Annotated in this window: 17 protein-coding genes; 14 read left to right on the plus strand and 3 right to left on the minus strand. The window is 74.8% G+C overall.

Annotation, left to right across the window (positions count from 1 at the left end; genetic code table 11):
• Nucleotides 1-2: 2 nt before the first annotated feature.
• The 11 genes from DQ241_RS02830 to DQ241_RS02880 are packed head-to-tail and all read left to right on the plus strand — an operon-like array spanning nt 3 to nt 12958.
• Nucleotides 3-992: a quinone oxidoreductase gene (locus DQ241_RS02830; RefSeq protein ID WP_113828602.1), complete on the plus strand. Its 990-nt coding sequence runs from the start codon at nt 3-5 to the stop codon at nt 990-992.
• A complete protein-coding gene (locus tag DQ241_RS02835; protein ID WP_113828603.1) occupies nt 989-3145 on the plus strand; it encodes an acetate--CoA ligase family protein in 2157 nt (718 codons plus the stop codon). The genes DQ241_RS02830 and DQ241_RS02835 overlap by 4 nt, the downstream gene beginning before the upstream one ends.
• A complete protein-coding gene (locus DQ241_RS02840; RefSeq protein ID WP_113828604.1) occupies nt 3142-4317 on the plus strand; it encodes an acyl-CoA dehydrogenase family protein in 1176 nt (391 codons plus the stop codon). Before DQ241_RS02835 ends, DQ241_RS02840 begins: the two co-directional genes overlap by 4 nt.
• A complete protein-coding gene (locus DQ241_RS02845) occupies nt 4314-5363 on the plus strand; it encodes an acyl-CoA dehydrogenase family protein (RefSeq protein WP_113828605.1) in 1050 nt (349 codons plus the stop codon). The genes DQ241_RS02840 and DQ241_RS02845 overlap by 4 nt, the downstream gene beginning before the upstream one ends.
• Nucleotides 5364-5421: 58 nt before the next feature.
• A complete protein-coding gene (locus DQ241_RS02850) occupies nt 5422-6213 on the plus strand; it encodes an enoyl-CoA hydratase/isomerase family protein (RefSeq protein ID WP_113828606.1) in 792 nt (263 codons plus the stop codon).
• Nucleotides 6214-6250: 37 nt separating this feature from the next.
• Entirely contained in the window at nt 6251-7087 is an 837-nt protein-coding gene (locus DQ241_RS02855; RefSeq protein ID WP_113828607.1) for an enoyl-CoA hydratase-related protein, read from the plus strand.
• On the plus strand, nt 7084-7857 hold the full coding sequence (locus DQ241_RS02860) for an SDR family NAD(P)-dependent oxidoreductase (RefSeq protein ID WP_113828608.1): 774 nt from the start codon (nt 7084-7086) through the stop codon (nt 7855-7857). Before DQ241_RS02855 ends, DQ241_RS02860 begins: the two co-directional genes overlap by 4 nt.
• Before the next feature lie 53 nt (nt 7858-7910).
• Entirely contained in the window at nt 7911-8894 is a 984-nt protein-coding gene (locus DQ241_RS20360) for a zinc-binding dehydrogenase (RefSeq protein ID WP_158545862.1), read from the plus strand.
• Nucleotides 8887-9963, plus strand: coding sequence for an MBL fold metallo-hydrolase (locus DQ241_RS02870; RefSeq protein WP_113828609.1), 1077 nt, complete (start codon nt 8887-8889; stop codon nt 9961-9963). The genes DQ241_RS20360 and DQ241_RS02870 overlap by 8 nt, the downstream gene beginning before the upstream one ends.
• Nucleotides 9960-11246 (plus strand): MFS transporter, encoded by a 1287-nt coding sequence (locus tag DQ241_RS02875; protein ID WP_113828610.1) that lies wholly within the window; start codon nt 9960-9962, stop codon nt 11244-11246. Before DQ241_RS02870 ends, DQ241_RS02875 begins: the two co-directional genes overlap by 4 nt.
• A complete protein-coding gene (locus DQ241_RS02880) occupies nt 11246-12958 on the plus strand; it encodes a thiamine pyrophosphate-binding protein (RefSeq protein ID WP_113828611.1) in 1713 nt (570 codons plus the stop codon). The genes DQ241_RS02875 and DQ241_RS02880 overlap by 1 nt, the downstream gene beginning before the upstream one ends.
• Before the next feature lie 42 nt (nt 12959-13000).
• Here the strand turns inward: DQ241_RS02880 and DQ241_RS02885 are convergent, their stop codons facing one another.
• Complete coding sequence (locus DQ241_RS02885; RefSeq protein ID WP_158545863.1) at nt 13001-13402, minus strand: VOC family protein; 402 nt, start codon at nt 13400-13402, stop codon at nt 13001-13003.
• 67 nt (nt 13403-13469) lie between these two features.
• Entirely contained in the window at nt 13470-13811 is a 342-nt protein-coding gene (locus tag DQ241_RS02890; protein ID WP_113828613.1) for a hypothetical protein, read from the minus strand.
• A gap of 176 nt (nt 13812-13987) precedes the next feature.
• Between DQ241_RS02890 and DQ241_RS02895 the strand changes: the two genes are divergently transcribed.
• The 3 genes from DQ241_RS02895 (at nt 13988) to DQ241_RS02900 (ending at nt 16032) form a co-directional block, all read left to right on the plus strand.
• Nucleotides 13988-14377, plus strand: a complete 390-nt coding sequence (locus DQ241_RS02895) for an ATP-binding protein (RefSeq protein WP_113828614.1) — start codon at nt 13988-13990, stop codon at nt 14375-14377.
• Nucleotides 14378-14453: 76 nt separating this feature from the next.
• The gene (locus tag DQ241_RS20795; RefSeq protein ID WP_199584016.1) at nt 14454-14618 is read left to right on the plus strand and encodes a hypothetical protein; all 165 of its coding nucleotides are present in this window, start codon (nt 14454-14456) and stop codon (nt 14616-14618) included.
• A gap of 79 nt (nt 14619-14697) precedes the next feature.
• Complete coding sequence (locus tag DQ241_RS02900) at nt 14698-16032, plus strand: cytochrome P450 (protein ID WP_113828615.1); 1335 nt, start codon at nt 14698-14700, stop codon at nt 16030-16032.
• On the opposite strand, the gene DQ241_RS02905 is transcribed toward DQ241_RS02900, so the two are convergent.
• Entirely contained in the window at nt 16029-17342 is a 1314-nt protein-coding gene (locus DQ241_RS02905; protein WP_233492168.1) for a sulfate adenylyltransferase subunit 1, read from the minus strand. The two genes, DQ241_RS02900 and DQ241_RS02905, sit on opposite strands and share 4 nt — an antisense overlap.
• Nucleotides 17343-17358: the final 16 nt, after the last annotated feature.

The raw sequence follows: 17358 nt of genomic DNA on the forward strand, positions 1-17358 counted from the left end.
GCATGCGCGCGGTCCTGGTGAACGAGTTCGGCGGTCCGGAGGTGCTCCGGATCGGCAGCGCCGAGCTCCGGCCCATGGCGCCCGGCGACGTCCACGTCCGGGTGGCCTACGCGGGCGTCAACTTCCTGGACCTGCACCACCGTTCCGGGGTCTACCAGCGGCCGCTGCCGTTCGTGCCGGGCCGCGAAGGAGCGGGCACCGTCCTCGCCTGCGGCGACGCGGTGACCCACCTGTCGCCCGGCGACCGGGTCGCCTTCGCGATGCACGAGGACGGGACGTACGCGGAGGAGGCGGTCATCCCCGCCTGGAAGGTGGCCCGCATCCCCGACGACGTCGAGCTGCGGACCGCCGCCGCCGTGATGCTGCAGGGCCTGACCGCGCTCTCCCTGGTCAGCGTCGAGGCGCGGGTCCGGGCGGGGCAGACGGTGCTCGTCCACTCCGCGGCCGGCGGGACCGGCTCCCTCGTGGTCCAGGTGGCACGGAACGCGGGGGCGCGGGTGCTGGCGCTGGCCTCGACCGAGGAGAAGGTCGCCGCGGCGCTGCGGGCCGGGGCGTCGGACGCGAGCACGTACCCGGAGGGCGGCTTCGCCGCCTGGGTGCGCGAGAGGACCGGCGGGCGGGGCGTCGATGCCGTCTTCGACGCCGTCGGCGGCCCCACGTTCGACGACGACCTGGACTCCCTCGCCGTGCGCGGCCGGCTCATCGTGTACGGCCGCTCCGGCGGTCCGTTCCCCCGGCTGGACCCGGCCCGCCTCGCGAACGGCTGCCTGAGCCTCACGTACTCGCGGCTGAGCTACTACACCGGCACGTTCGAGGATTTCCAGGAGCGGGCGGCCGGCCTGTTCGACCTCGTCTCCCGCGGCGCCGTGGCGCCGCTCCAGCTGACCGCCGTGCCGCTGGACCAGGCGCCGGCCGCGCACGCCGCGCTCGCGGCGCGGACGTCGCTCGGCAAGCACGTCCTCGACCTGGCGAAGGGTCCGGTGCCTGCATGAACCACGCCTCCTACGACGCCTTCGTGCAGCCACGCAGCGTGGCGATCATCGGCGCCTCCGACGACGGCCAGAAGACCGGCGGCCGCACGCTGCGCTACCTGGACACGTACGGCTACGAGGGCGAGGTCCACCCGATCAACCCCCGTCGGGCCTCGGTCCAGGGCAAGCGTGCCTACCCGGACCTCGCCGCCGTCGGGCGGCCGGTGGACCTGGCGATCATCGTCACCCCGGCCGAGCACGCCGTCGCCGCGCTCGAGCAGTGCGTGACCGCCGAGGTGCCGGCGGTCATCACGATCACCTCCGGGTTCGCGGAGCTGGGGGCCGACGGCGCGGCGCTGCAGCGCGAGCTCCAGGCCGTGCTGCGCGGCTCGGCCACCCGCATGCTGGGCCCCAACTGCGTCGGGCTGGTCAGCGTGCGCGCGAAGCTGGCCGCGACGATCAACACGGGCATGGACCAGGACCGGTTCGACCTGCGCGACGGCGGGATCGCGTTCCTCACCCAGAGCGGGGCGATGGGCGCGTTCGTCTTCAACATGTCCCAGACCCGGCGGGTCGGGCTCGGCTCGTTGATCAGCACCGGCAACGAGATGGACGTCAGCTTCCCGGAGATGCTGCACGCCCTCCTCGACGACCCGGCGGTCAGCGGCGTCGCGGGCTACATCGAGGGCATCCGGGACGGCGAGGCGTTCGCCGGTGCCCTGCGGCACGCCCAGGAGGTCGGCAAGCCCCTGGCGTTCCTCAAGGTCGGGCGCTCCCCGCTGGGCGTCGAGGCGATCGCCTCGCACACCGGCGCGCTGGCCGGTTCCGACGCCGTCTACAGCGGGGTGTTCGAGCAGTACGGCGTCACCCGCATCGCCGGCGTCGAGGCCCTGGCCGACTGGGCGCAGATGGTCGACCTGGCTCGCCGGCCGGCCGGTGACCGGCTGTCGGTGACCACGACGTCGGGCGGTGGCGGCGTGCTCGTCGCGGACCACTGCACCGACCTGGGCATCCGGATGGCCACCTGGGACGGGGAGTGGCAGCGGAAGCTCGCCGACGCGCTCCCGGAGTACCTCTCCGCTCGGAACCCCATCGACATGGCCGGCACGGGGGGCAACTCCGAGGCCCTGCGCGAGGTGCTCGCGCTCATGGGCGACCACCCCGGCACGGACGTCGCGATGGTCCTCATCGGGAACCTCGACAAGGAGGAGGACCCGCTCATCCAGGTGCTGCACGAGGCGCACCGGGCCACGAGCAAACCGCTCGTCGTCGTGTGGGTGGGCGGGAGCGGGCGGCCGGTGGTCGAGCTCACCTCGCGCGGTGTCCCGGCGTACACCGATCCGGGACGGGCGCTCCAGGCGCTGTCGGGGTTGATGGCGGCGCAGCGCGCCGCGGCCAGGCCGCCCGCCACCCGCCCGCCGATCGAGGAGGGCCGCCGTGAGCGGGCCCGCGCGCTCCTGACCGAGGCCCGCGCGGCGGGCCTCGGCGTCCTCGACGAGCACCGGGCGAAGCAGCTGCTCGCGCTCTACGGCGTGCCGGTCGTGCAGGAGACCGTGGCCACCGACCCGGACGCGGCCGCCGCAGCGGCCGAGCGGCTGGGCTACCCGGTCGCCGTCAAGCTGCTGGCCGACGACGTCGCGCACAAGAGCGAGCTCGGCGGCGTGCTCCTGGGACTGTCCTCGGCCGGCGAGGTGGCCGGCGCGGCGAAGGACATGCTCGCGCGGCTGCCCCGCCCGGTGGCGGACGGCGCGCGGCTGCTGGTCCAGCCGATGGTCGCGCCCGGCCTGGAGATGCTGCTCGGGATCAAGCGGGACGAGGCGTTCGGCCCGGTGCTCGTGGTCGGTCTCGGCGGCACCTGGACCGAGGTGCTCGAGGACGTCCAGCTGCGGCTGCCCCCGCTCTCCGCCGAGGACGTCGACGACGCCCTCGGGGCGCTGCGCTCGGCGCGGCTGCTCGGCGCGTTCCGCGGGGCCCCGGAACGCGACCGGGACGCCGTCGTCGCCGCGGTGCAGGGCCTCGCCCTGCTGGCCGCCGAGCTCGCCGACGAGATCGCGGAGCTCGACATCAACCCCCTGATCGTCGGCCCCCGGGGCAACGGCGCGATCGCCGTCGACGCCGTCGTCGTCCCCCGGGTCGCGTGCCCCTCCTCAACCCCCGAAGGAGCTCGTCCATGACCACCGGGCAGCAGCAGGAGAGCAGGGCCCTGGCGGAGTGGCGTGCGGAGATCCGCGCCTGGCTCGAGGCCAACGTCCCCGAGGGCGGGCTGCCCGACCCGGAGGCGGGCGCCATCCTGGAGGAGCACCGCGCCTGGGAGCGGACGCTCTTCGAGGCCGGCTACGCGGCGCTGCACTGGCCGGTCGAGTACGGCGGGAAGGGCGCCGACCTCGACGCCCGCATCGTGTTCCAGGAGGAGTACGAGCGCGCCGGCGCGCCGCTGCGCATGAACCTCGGTGGGCTCATGCTGGCCGGCCCGACGATCATGAAGTACGGCACGCTGGAGCAGAAGGAGTTCTGGCTGCCGGCCATCCTGCGCTGCGACCACCTCTGGTGCCAGGGCTTCAGCGAGCCCGGGGCGGGCAGCGACCTGGCCGGCCTGCGCACCTCCGCGGTGGTCGACGGGGAGGACCTGGTCGTCAACGGCCAGAAGATCTGGACCTCCGGTGGCCTGCACGCCGACTGGATGTTCGCGATGGTGCGCACCGGTGACCCGCAGTCGGGCCACCGCGGCATCACCTACGTGATGATCGACATGCGCACCCCCGGCATCGACGTCCGGCCGATCACGCAGATCAACCGGCAGACCGGCTTCTGCGAGGTCTTCTTCACCGACGTCCGGGTGCCTCTCGCCAACGTCATGGGAGAGCTGGACGGCGGCTGGCAGGTCGCGATGGAGGCGCTGGCGCACGAGCGCGGAGCCGGCCGCCGAACGTACGTGACGTTCCTCAACGACCTCGCGCAGATCCGCCGGTTCGTGACCGCGCTGGGCCAGGAGGACGACACCGCGGTCCGCGAGGACCTCGGCCGGCTGCTCACGGCGGTGACGGTGTACCGGCACCACGTCGGCCGGACCGTCGCGGACGCCATGCGCGGTCACGTCGGACCGGAGGCCAGCTACAACAAGCTGTACTGGTCGGAGATGAACGCGCAGATCCACGAGGTCGGGATGCGCGTGCTGGCCGGCCGGGCCGAGCTGCAGGACGACGAGAAGTCGCTGCCGGGGGCCGAGAAGTGGCAGGACGCCTACTGGTTCTCCCGTGCCCCCCGGATCTTCGCCGGGACCAACCAGATCCAGAAGAACATCATCTCCGAGCGGGTGCTCGGCCTGCCCAAGGAGCCGCGTCGATGACGTACGCCTTCACCCCCGAGCAGGAGGACCTGCGGCGCACCGCACGGGACCTGTTCGCCCGCACCTGCACCGCCGCCGACGTGCGCGCCGCCTGGGAGCCCGGCGCCGAGCAGGACCGTTCCCGGTGGCGGCGGATGGCCGATCTCGGCTTCCTCGCGGCGAACGTGCCCACCGCCTTCGACGGGATGGGGCTCGGGGACGCCGAGCTGACCGTGCTGTTGGAGGAGGCGGGCTACGCAGCCCTCCCCGAACCCCTCCTCGAGACGGCGGCCGTCGTCGTCCCGGTGCTGCGCGAGCACGGGTCTGCCGAGCAGCGGGCGCGCTGGCTCCCCCGGATCGCGGCGGGCGAGGTGCTGGCCACCGCGCAACTGCTCGACGCGCCCGTGGCGCCGTACGGGACGGTCGCCGACCTGGCGCTGCTGGAGCTCGAGGACGGTCTGCACCTCGTGCCCGCCGAGCGGCTGACCCGTGAGCAGGCGCCCTCCATGGACGGCGCCCGGCACACAGCGGCTCTCCGGGCGGTGCCCGATCCCGCGACCCGGCTGCCCGGCGCCGCCCTGGCCGAGGCCCGTGCTCGCGGCGCGGCCGCGGCGGCCGCCGTGCTCAACGGGGTGAGCCGCCGGCTGCTCGACATGGCCGTCGCCTACGCCAAGGAGCGGGAGCAGTTCGGCCGGCCGATCGGGTCGTTCCAGGCGGTCAAGCACATGCTCGCCGAGGTGGCCCTCGAGGTCGAGACGTCCCGGCCGGCTGCCTGGTACGCGCTCTCCACGTGGGCCGAGGGGCGGCCGGACGCCGTCCTGGCCAGCAGCGCCGCCAAGGCCGCGGCCACCGCCGCCGCCGTGACGGCGAGCTACCACACGCTGCAGGTGCACGGCGGCATCGGTTTCACCTGGGAGCACGACCTGCACCTGTGGCTCAAGCGCGGCAAAGCGCTCGAGGGGGCCTACGGCTCGCTCCGCCACCACCACCGCCTCCTCGGCGACGCCGTCATCTCCAGCCCCGATCTCATGGCCACCTTCGGGCCGACCCTGAGCACCGCGTCCTGATCAGCCCTCCGGCCCCGCATCCTCCGCGAGGCCGTCGCCCACCGAGCAAGGAGCGCCCGTGATCGAGTCCACAGAGCAGATCGACGTCTCGTACGAGGGCGATGTCGTGATCGTCAGCCTCAACCGCCCGGAGCGGCTCAACGCGATCGCGCCGGAGACCAGCGACCAGCTGCGGCGGACCCTCCTGGCCCTGGACGACGACGAGGACTCTCGCGTCGCCGTCCTCACCGGCACGGGGCGCGGCTTCTGCTCCGGCGGCGACGTCACGAGCATGTCCGCGCGGCACAAGGTCGGCGTCGCGCCGAAGAAGGTCTACTCGCAGGGCCGCCACCTGATCAACGCCTTCATGTCGGTCGAGAAGCCGATCATCGCGATGGTCAACGGGCCGGCCGCGGGCCTGGGCGCCACGCTGGCCCTCTACTGCGACGTGGTGGTCATGGCCGACGAGGCCTCGATCGGTGACCGGCACGTCAACGTCGGCCTCGTGGCAGGTGACGGCGGGGCGGTGATGTGGCCGCTGCTCGTGGGCCCGCTGCGGGCCAAGGAGCTCATGCTCACCGGCCGCATGCTCAGCGGCCGTGAGGCCGCCGACATGGGCCTGGTCAACCGGTCGGTCCCGCTGGCCCGGCTGCGCGAGGAGACCCTGGACCTCGCCCGCGCGATCGCCGCGCTCCCGCCCTACGCCGTCCGCGCGACCAAGACGTCGGTCAACCGGTACGTCGCCTGGATGACCAATCACGTCCTGGAGACCTCCCTGGCCTGGGAGAAGATCTCGATGATGAGCGAGGACCACCAGGAGGCCCTCGCCGCCCGGCGCGAGAAGCGTCCCGGCGTCTACACCGGCCAGTAGCGGACTGCCCCCGTACCCCGACTGCGAGGAGCAGGTGATGACGGCTGCCCGCAGCGTCTCCGTGACGCGGCCGCTGGAGGGCGTCGCCCTCGTCGAGATGGGCGAGCCCGGCTCGCTCAACCTCTGGGACGCGGATCTCGAGCTGGGCCTGCTCGGGGCGCTCGACGAGCTCGGCGCCGACCCGGGCACCCGGGCGATCGGCGTGGTCAGCCGGGGCCGGGCGTTCTGCGGCGGCGCCGACCTCTCCCGGGTGCGCGCCCTGCTCGCCGCCGACCGGGACGCCGAAGAGGTCGTCGCCGACGTGGTCGAGCGGCGCATCACGCGCGCCCTGGACACCCCGACGCCGGTGGTCGCGGCGATCCACGGCGCCTGCGTCGGCATCGGCCTGGCCCTGGCCCTGACCTGCGACATCCGACTGGCCTCGACCGACGCCCGCTTCCGGACCGCGTTCCCGGAACGGGGGCTCATCGCCGAGCACGGCACCTCGTGGCTGCTGCCGCGCGTCGTCGGCCTCGGCGATGCCCTCGACCTGCTGCTCACCAGCCGCACCGTGCCGGCCGTCGAGGCGCACGCGATGCGGCTGGTCAGCCGGCTGGTCGAACCGGGGGAGCTACGGCCGGCGCTGCTGGAGGTCCTCGGCCGGATCGCCGGGACGGTCTCGCCGCGGTCGGCCGCCGTGGTCAAGCGGCAGGTCTACGCCGACCAGGCGCGCGCCGTGGGACCGGCGCTCCGCGCCGCCGCGGAGGAGATGGCCGGCGCGTTCCGCTCGCCCGACGCAGCGGAGGGCGTGCGGAGCTTCCTGGAGAAGCGACCCGCGCAGTTCCCTCCGCACGCACCGACAGCTCCGACCGTCGACCAGGAGGACCGGGCATGACCGAGGCACGTGGGACCGGACGGGTGGCCGTCGTGACCGGCGGCTGCCGCGGCATCGGCCGGGGGATCGCCCTGCGCCTGGCGCAGGACGGCATGACCGTCGTCGCCTGGGACCTCGCGGACGTGGTCCGCGAGCACGGCGACCTGGAGGAGGTCCCGGTCACCGGCAGCCTGCGCGTGCGGGCGGTCGACGTGGGCTCGGCCGAGCAGATCGCCGAGGGCGTCGAGCAGGTGGTGGCCGAGCACGGCTCGGTCGACGTGCTCGTCAACAACGCGGCGATCTCGCCGAAGGCCGAGGGGGCGCGGGTCCCGCCGCACGAGACGAGCCCGGACGAGTGGGAGCAGGTGGTCCGGGTCAACCTGACCGGCCCGTTCCTCGCCTGCCGGGCGGTCATCCCGCACATGCAGCGCCGCGGCTGGGGCCGGATCGTCAACATGTCCTCCAAGGCCGGCCGGTCGGGCGCGATGCTCGCCGGCCTGCCCTACGGCGTCACCAAGACCGGGATCAACGGGCTGACCCGCACGCTGGCGCCGCACGTCGCGCCGATGGGCATCACGGTGAACTCCATCGCCCCCGGGCGGATCCGGACGCCGATGGCGGCCGGCGTCTCCGACGAGGTCAACGCCCGGCTGGTCGCCGCCACGCCGGTCGGCCGGTTCGGCGAGCCCGAGGACATCGCGGCGCTCGTGTCCTACCTCTGCCGGGACGAGGCCGGCTTCCTGACCGGCGACACGATCGACATCAACGGCGGTGCCTACATGGCCCCCTAGCGGCGCGGTGGTGCTCGGGCGAGGAACCGGTTCGACGAGAGGGTGGTGGGTGCGTGCAGGCGATCGTGTTCGAGGGGGCGGGCGGCAACGAGGTCGTCCGGGTGGCCGAGCGGGCGGTGCCCGAGCCGGGGCCGGGGGAGGTCCTCGTCCGGGTGCGGCGGGTCGGGCTCAACCCCGCCGACATCGCCCAGCGCGAGGGCCGCTACCCGCCGCCCGCCGGGGCGCCGGCCGACATCGGCGGGATCGAGGTCTGCGGGACGGTCGAGCGCTGCGGTCCCGGGGTGGTGCGGTGGCGCACCGGTGACCGGGTCTTCGGCCTGGTCGACGGCGGCGGGTTCGCCGAGCGGGTCGTGGCCGAGGACCGGTGCCTGGCGCCGGTTCCGGACGAGCTGGGCGACGACGAGGCCGCGGCGATCCCCGAGGCGTTCATCACCGCGCACGACGCGCTGGCGACCGTCGGCCGGCTCCGGCCCGGCGACCGGGTGCTCGTGAACGGCGCGAACGGCGGGGTGGGGGCGGCCGCCCTGCAGCTGGTGGCCGCCTTCGGCGGCACCGCCGTCGGCACCAGCCGGTCGGCCACCGGGCTGGAGCACATCCGGGCGCTGGGCGCCGAGGCGCTGGCCCAGGAGGAGCTGCTCGCGGGGGACGTGGACCGGCTGGGCCGCTTCGACCTGGTGATCGAGCTGGTCGGCGGCCCGAACCTGGCCCGGCTGCCGTCGGTCCTGGCACCCCGTGGGCGCATCGTCGTCGTCGGCGTCGCCGCCGGGGACGCCGTCGAGCTGGCGCTGCGGCCCTTCATCCGGCTGCGCGCCTCGCTGACCGGCACCAACCTCCGCAACCGGCCGCCGGAGGAGAAGGCGCTCGCGGTGCAGGCCTTCGCCCACGAGGTCGTCCCCCTGCTGGCCCGGCGGCGGCTGGTCGCCCACGTGGAGGCGTGCTTCCCGCACACGGAGGCGGTGGCGGCGTTCGAGCGGCTGGCGTCCTCGGGCAAGCGGGGCAAGGTCCTCCTCGGGTTCCCGGACGGCGCCGATGGCTGAGCGGCAGGTGGTCGAGCGGCAGGTCCCCGAGCGCACGGTGCCCGAGCGCACGGTGCCCGAGCCGGGCGAGGTCGCGCCCGGCGTGTGGAGCCTGCCGCTGCCGTTCCCCAACCCGCTCCGCTACACGCTGGCCTACCTCCTGGAGGCCGGCTCCGGTCTCGTGCTGGTCGATGCCGGCTGGGACTCCGAGGAGTGCTGGGCCGCGCTCCGGCGGGGGCTGGCGCTGGCCGGGGCCGAGCCGGCCGACCTGGCCGGGGTGGCGATCACCCACATCCACCCCGACCACTACGGGCTGGCCGGCCGGCTGCGGGAGCACACCTCGGCCTGGATCGGCATGCACCCGCTGGAGGCCGACCGCATCCCCTCCGCCGACGAGGAGGTCGCGGCCGTCCTCGAGGAGATGGTGGCCTGGCTGCACGCCGCCGGTGCACCGCCGGACGAGGTGCAGGCGCTGCGCGACCACGCGGCGGTCATCGCGGCCACCACGCCCCGGGTGCGCCCCGACCGGCTGCTCCACGACGGCCAGCAGCTGCCCGGCCGCAGCACGACGACCGCCGTCCACACCCCCGGGCACACCCGCGGCCACCTCTGCTTCGTCGACGAGGCGCAGCGGATCGCCTTCACCGGCGACCACGTGCTGCCCCGGGTGACCCCGAACATCTCGCAGCGGCCCCAGCAGGGGGAGGACCCGCTGGGCCACTACCGCCGCTCGATCGCCAAGCTCCGCGGATCGGGAGCGCTCCTGGGGCTGCCCGGCCACGAGTGGCCGATCCCGGACCTCGACGGGCGGATCGACGTCCTGGCCGAGCACCACCGCGACCGCCTGGACCAGGTCGAGGCGGTGCTGCGCGGCGGCGCCTCGACGGTGTGGGAGGTGGCGACCACCATCTCCTGGTCCCGGTCGTGGGACGAGCTGCGCGGGTTGCAGCGGCGGTCCGCGCTGGGGGAGACGCACAGCCACCTCGAGCGGCTGGTGCGCGAGGGGCGGGCGCAGGTCCGGCCCGGACCGCCGGACCGGTGGTCGGTCGACGAGGACGCCCGGGCGCACGTCCACGAGCCGGCGAGGTGAGCACCCAGGGCGAACCAGCCGCCGGCCCCGAGCGGGCCGGCTCGCCGCTGCGCACCGGCACCGGCTTCGCCCTGGTCACCGTGGCCACCTTCCTCATGGTCTCGGGCGTCGCGCTGCTGGCCCCGGGGCTGCCGCAGCTCGCCGACAGCCGGGGTCTCACGGTGGCGGAGTCCGGCTGGGTGCTCAGCGCGTTCGCCCTGGGTCGGCTGCTCTTCTCCATCCCGGGCGGGCTGCTCGCCGACCGGCTCGGCTTCGCCCGCGCGGCCACGACCGGCTGCCTGCTCACCGTCGGCGGCGCGGTGGCGGCGGGGCTCGAGCCCCCGCTGTGGGCGCTGCTCTCGGCGCAGATCGTTCAGGGAGCCGGGTCCGCGGTCCACAACACCGCCGCCCTCTCGTCGATCATCGCCGCGCTGCCCGACGGCCGGATGGCCCGGTTCCTCTCGCTGCACCAGGGCGTCGTCCTGCTGGGGGTGTCGCTGTCGCCGGTGATGGGTGGCGTGGCGGTCACCGCCTGGGGCGTCACCGGGCCGTTCTGGTTCTACGCGGCGACGGCCGTCGTCTCGCTGCTCCTCTCCCTGGTCGCGATCCTCGTGCTGCCGGGCCTGGCCCACGCACACCCGTCCGGCGAGGCCGTCCCGCGCCGCGGCCCGCTGTCCCGGCTGATGACGAACCGGTCCTTCGCGGTCAGCCTGTGCGTGACCTTCGTGCTGTTCTGGATGGTCGCGGGGCTGCGCAACACCGCGGTACCGGTCCTCGCCCGCGACGACCTCGGGTACAGCGCCCTGCTGGTCGGTCTCCTGCTCGGCGCCGCCGCCGTGGCGAACGGCATCTGCCTGTTCGTCGCCGGCCCGGCCGCGGACCGGTTCGGCCGGCGCCCGGTGCTACTTGCGGGGACCGGCGTGCTCTGCGCCGGCCTGGCCGGCCTGGTCGTCGGTTCGGTCGCGGCGACCTGGACCGGCGTGCTCGCGCTCGGGATCGGGATGGGGCTGGCCGGCGCCGCGCTGCCGGCGATCCTGGCCGACGTCGCCGACCCCAGCATCCGCGGCGTCGCCGTCGGCATCCACCGGACGTCGTCCGGGCTGGGTTTGTTCGTCGGGCCCGTGACCGTGGGCCTGCTCCTCCAGCACCTCAGCACGGCGACGACGTTCGGCGTGGGGGTCGTCGCCCTGGCCCTCAGCGCGGTCGCCGTCCTCTTCATCCCCGAGACCCTGGCCCGCGCACCTGCCGGGCCGGTCGTACCGCCCAGCCCCACCCCCACGCACCAACGACAGGGAGTCACCTGATGCACGTAGGCCAGCGCGTCGTCGATCTGCTCGTGGAGGCCGGCATCGGCTCGGCCTTCGGCGTCCCCGGAGGGCAGACCTCCCCGCTCTACCACGGCATGGCCGTCCGCCGGGACGCGATCCGGCACGTGCTGATGCGCGACGAGCGCAGCGCCGTCTTCGCCGCCGACGCCTACGCCCGCACCACCGGGCGGGCAGGGGCCTGCGACGCGACGGTCGGCCCGGGCGCCACCAACCTGGTGTCGGGGCTGGTGGAGGCGCGCAGCTCCTCCATCCCGCTGATCGCGGTGGTCGCCGACATCCCCCGGGCCTGGGAGCACCGCCGGCACCTCGGCTCGGCCTCCCAGGGGTTCGAGCAGCGGTCGTTCCTCGAGCCGTGCGCGAAGTGGTTCGGCCACGTCGGCGTGCCCGAGGCCGTCGACGACGTCGTCGGGCAGGCGCTGCGGGTGGCGACGTCCAACCGCCCGGGGCCGGTCGTGGTCGAGATCCCGGACGACGTCTTCTCCGCCGAGGCCGTCGAGGGCCCGCTGCCCGCGGTGGACGCCCGGTACCCGCGGTTCCGCAGCGCGCCCGACCCGGACGCCGTCCGCGCGGCGGCGACGGTGATCGGGCACAGCCGCCGGCCGATGCTGCTCCTGGGGGGCGGCGCGCAGATCGCAGCCGCCGGACCGGAGGCGCGGGCGCTCGTGGAACGGCTCGGCGTGCCGTTCTCGACGACGATCAGCGGCAAGGGGCTGGTCGAGGAGACGCACCCGCTGGCGGCGGGCATCTCCGGCTCCTTCGGCGTCCCGGTGGCCAACGACCTGCTCGCGGAGGCGGACTGCCTGATCGTGGTCGGTGCCAAGCTCGGGCAGGCCGCCACGCTGGGCTGGGACCTGCCTGCGCCCGGCGCCGCCGTGGTCCACCTCGACGTCGACGCCGAGGAGATCGGCCGCAACGCACCGGCGGTGGGCCTGCACGGGGACGCCGCGCTGGGGATGCGCGCCCTGCTGGACGCCCTCGCCACCGCGGAGCTGTCCTTCGACTGGGACCGGGCCGAGGTCGGCCGGCGGGCGGGGGAGTGGTGGGCGGGGGAGCCGCTGCTCGCCCGGCCGCGCCAGGGGGACGCGGTCAAGCCGCAGGACGTCGTCCGGCTGATCGGCGCCCGCCTGACCGGCGCGGACCTGGTCGTCACCGACGCGAGCCTCTCCTCGGGCTGGATGGGCTCCGGCTGGCGGGTGGAGGAGCCCGGCCGCCGGATCCTGGCGCCCCGTGGGGTGGCCGGGCTCGGCTGGGGCCTGCCGGCGGCGACCGGAGCCGCGTTCGGCCTGGCCGACCAGGGCAGCCCCGGGCGCGTCGTCTGCCTGGCCGGCGACGGCGGCTGGGGGTACTCGCTGACCGAGGTGGAGACCCTCACCCGGTTCGGGATGCCGGTCGTGTCGGTCGTGCTGAACAACTCCGTGCTCGGGTGGAACAAGCACGAGGTGCAGCGGCGGTACGGCGGGGAGCACGTGTCGCAGGACTTCACGGACGTCGACTACGCGGCCAACGCCCGCAGCCTCGGCGCGCACGCGGTCCGGGTCGACCGGGTCGAGGACGTCGGCGCGGCGCTCGACGAGGCGTTCGCCGTCCGCGGTCGCCCCTCGGTCGTGGAGGTGGTGTCCTCCGAGCACGAGACGCCGGTCATCAAGCCGATGTCCGGGCAGTCCGCGCCGGCCCGCGCGGCCTACTGAGCGGTCGGGCCGGGCGCCGGGGACCCGGCGCCCGGCCGGCGGTCACGCCTCGCCGAGCAGCTCCACCCAGTTGCCGTCCGGGTCCTCGATCATCGCGATGGAGACCCCGGGGCGCAGCTCCGTCTGCGGCACGACCACCGGGTGCCCGGCCCGCTCGCAGGCGGCGACGACCTCGGGGAGGTTCGACACGCTGATCGTCCAGTAGCGGTACCCCGTGCCGCCACGCAGACCGCCGGGCGGCGCCTCGGCCGCCGGGGGCTTCTTCGGCGTGATCACCTTGAGGACGCTCGTCCCGCACCCGAGGCGGTGCATGGTCCCGCCGGGCATCGGCGACTCGCCGAGGTCCTCCAGGCCGAGCACGTCGCGGTAGAAGGTGAGGCAGGCCGCGGGGTCCTTGGCGACGAGCCCCAGGTCGATGGAGTCCTTGGTCAGCTGCACGGTCATGCAGGTCACACTAGCCACCCGCCCGACCGGACGGTCGGTCATCTCGGTCGGGCGGGCCGGGGGCCGGCTACTCCTTGAGCAGGGCGGAGATCCGCTGCCGCGTGACGCCGAACAGCGCGGCGATGCGGTTGATGCTCACCGCCTCACGCTGCAGGGCGAGGGCCTGCTCCCGGCGCCAGCCGTGCCCGGCGCCGGCCAGCCCGGCGAGCACCGCGGACACGCTCTCGACGACGAGCGGACGCGACTCCGCGGTGACCACGTCCAGCCACGGCCGGCCGGTGCCGCGCTCGTGGAGCAGCCGCTCGGCACGGTGGCGAGCCCGTTCGAGCTCGGCGACGGAGCGGTCGATCTCGGCGACGAGGTGCGCCAGGGCGTCGGCCGCCGGGTCGGTGGCGGGGAGGTCGGACACAGCTCGTCCCTGAGTAGGAGTGGCACGTTCTTGTTGCACACTACCTTCCGAAACCCGCCGTTGCCCGCAACGGGCGTGTCGTGCAACGGGTCCTTGCGCAAGCGACCGGTGTCACATCAAGATGGCGACCAACAAAGTTGTGCCCCGCCGAATGCCGACGGAACGGAACCCACCGCATGTCCACCCTCCTCGCCGGCATCGACCTCACCCCCACCCCGGCGAGCATCCGGGCGGCCCGGCGCCTCACCTGCGAGCTGCTGCGCTCCTGGCGCGCGCCGCACGACGAGGAGGACGCGGCGCTGCTCGTCACCGAGCTGGTCGCCAACGTCGTGGACCACGTGGGCGGGGAGTCGGTCCTGACGCTCGAGCTCTCGCTGTCCGAGGACTGGTTGCGGATCGCCGTCGTCGACGGGAGCGCGGTCCGGCCGGTGGTCCTCGGGCTGTCGGGGGAGCGCCCGCGGGGTCGCGGGCTGCAGATGGTCCAGGCGATCGCCGCGCGCTGGGGGTGCGAGGACCACGACGGCGGCAAGCGGGTGTGGGTGGAGCTCAGCCCGCCGGGCCTGTGACGCAGCCGCTGGTTTGCCACCGCCCGTGATCGGGGAGGGGCCGGGGGACCAGTACGCGACACGGAAGGGGACGGCCATGAGCGAGCCGACCGAGCAGGCCGCCGGCGAGGGCCTCAGCGACGAGGAGATGGTCGCGACCGTCGCCGGGCAGACCGACAGCGCGTCCGAGCACGCCGACGTCGCGGGCAAGGACTGGAACGGCGACCCGGGCTCGGCGCCCGAGCCGGCCGACGAGGCCTGAGCCCAGCCGAACCGCACCTCCCGGTCCCGGTGCCCCGCGAGGGTCGCCGGGACCGGTCGCGTCCGGGCAGACTGCGGCCATGACCAGCCTGGCAGTTTCCGACGCCGCGACCCTGGCCCTCCGCCCCGCGCGCACCGCCGCCCGCTGGGCCGTCCGCCACGGGCTGCCGGCGGCGTACCTCAGCCGGAGCGCCCGCCGGGGCGACCTGGTCGGCCGGCTCATGCGCGACCGTGCCGTCCGCGAGGAGCCCTACGCGCTCTACGAGCAGCTCCGGGCGGGTGGTCCGCTCACCCCCAGCGGCCTGGGGTGGGTCACGACGTCGCACGCCGTCGCGCACGAGGTGCTGCGGTCGGACCGCTTCGGTGTGGGGTTCGACCGCAGCGGTGCGCCCCGGCCCATCCGCTGGGCGCTCGAGTTCGGTGACGACGCCGGTGCCGCCGGGGTGGCCGAGCCGCCGTCGATGCTCGTCGTCGACCCGCCGGAGCACACCCGCTTCCGCCGCCTGGTCAGCCGGGCGTTCACCCCGCGGGCGACGGCGGCGTCCGAGCCGGCCATCCAGGCGACCGCCGACCGGCTGCTCGACGACCTCGGGCGCAGCCGCGCCGGCACCGTCGACCTGGTCGACGCCTTCGCCGCGCAGCTGCCGGTGCTCGTCATCGCCGACCTCCTCGGCGTCCCGACCGAGCGGCGGCAGGACTTCCTCCGCTGGGGCGCGGCCGCCGCGGCGACGCTCGACCCGGGCCTGCCGCTGCGGCGCTACCTGGCCGCCGACCGCGCGCTGCGGGCGATGCACGGCTTCCTCGACGAGCACTTCGCCCGGCTGCGCGCCGAGCCGGGGGAGGACCTCGTGAGCACGCTGGTGACGCTGCCGGCGGGGGAGGCGCTCACCGACCGGGAGCTGCACGCCACGGTCATGCTGCTGCTCGGCGCGGGCTTCGAGACGACGGTGAACCTGCTCGGCAACGCCGTCGTCCTGCTCGACGCGCACCGCGACCAGTGGGAGGCCCTCGCCGCCGACCCGGCGGGCTGGGACGGCGCGGTCGAGGAGGTCCTGCGGTTCGACAGCCCGGTGCAGCTCACCGGGCGCACCGCGCGCGCCGACGTCGAGCTCGCCGGGCGCCGGGTGCGGGCCGGCAACCGGGTCACCCTGCTGCTCGGTGCGGCCAACCGCGACCCCGAGGTGTTCCCCGACCCCGGCCGCTTCGACGTCACCCGGCCCAACGCCCGCGAGCACCTGGCCTTCTCCGGCGGCATCCACTACTGCCTGGGCGCCGGGCTGGCCCGGCTGGAGGCGGTCGTCGCGCTGCGCACGCTCACCGAGCGCTACCCGCGGCTGCGGGTCGCCGGCCGTCCCGAACGCCGCGACCTGCAGACGCTGCGCGGCTTCGAATCCCTCCCGGTCGCCCTGGGTTAGCCGGCGACGAGCATCCCGGCGCCGACGGTCGCGTTGGTGGCCTCGTCGACCAGGATGAACCGGCCGGTCACCCGGTTGCGGGCGTAGTCGTCGACGAACAGCGGCTGCATGGTGCGCAGCCGGACGCGGCCGATGTCGTTCAGCCCCAGCTCGCCGGCCTCCTGGTCGCGGTGCAGCGTGTTCACGTCGAGCCGGTAGACCAGGTCCTTGACCATGGCGCGCACGGTCCGGGTGGTGTGCTTGACCGCCAGCCGCTGGCGCGGGCGCAGCGGCTCGTCGGTCATCCAGCACACCAGCGCGTCGAGGTCCTGGACCACGTGCGGCGCGTTTGCCGGCCGGCAGACGAGGTCGCCGCGGGAGACGTCGAGGTCGTCGGCCAGCCGCACGGTCACCGACATCGGGGCGAACGCCTCGGCCACCGGGCCGCGCGGGCCGTCGATGGCGGCGACCGTCGTCGTCAGCCCGCTGGGCAGCACCAGGACCTCGTCGCCCGGGCGCAGCACGCCGCTGGCCACGGTGCCCGCGTACCCGCGGTAGTCGTGGTGGGCGTCGGACTGCGGCCGGATGACGTACTGGACCGGGAACCGGGTGTCCACGAGGTTGCGGTCGCTGGCCACGTGCACGTGCTCGAGGTGGTGCAGCAGCGAGGAGCCGTCGTACCAGGGCGTGTTCGCCGACCGGGTGACGACGTTGTCGCCGTGCAGCGCCGAGATGGGGACGACGGTGAGGTCGGCGATGTTCAGCTTGGCGGCGAAGGCGGTGAACTCGTCGCGGATCGCCTCGTAGCGCTCCTCCGACCAGTCGACCAGGTCCATCTTGTTGACCGCCACGACGAGGTGTGGCACCCGCAGCAGCGAGGCCAGGAAGGCGTGCCGGCGGCTCTGCTCGACCATGCCCTTGCGGGCGTCGACGAGCACGATCGCGAGGTCCGCGGTCGAGGCCCCGGTGACCATGTTCCGCGTGTACTGCACGTGGCCCGGGGTGTCGGCCAGGATGAAGGTGCGCCGCGGCGTCGCGAAGTAGCGGTAGGCGACGTCGATGGTGATGCCCTGCTCGCGCTCGGCGCGCAGGCCGTCGGTGAGCAGCGCCAGGTCGACGTAGTCGCCCTTGCTCGCCCGCTCGACCGCCTCGTACTGGTCCTCGAACACCGCCTTGCTGTCGTACAGCAGCCGGCCGATCAGGGTGGACTTGCCGTCGTCCACCGACCCGGCGGTGGCGATCCGCAGGATGTCCTTGCGGGCGACGGCGATGTCGTGGGCCTGCTCCGCGGCCGCGGAGTGCAGGTCGACGGGCTCTTCGACGGGGGTCATCGGGCGGTCTCCTGGC

The organism is Blastococcus sp. TF02A-30 (assembly GCF_003319185.1).
GTDB lineage: Bacteria > Actinomycetota > Actinomycetes > Mycobacteriales > Geodermatophilaceae > Blastococcus.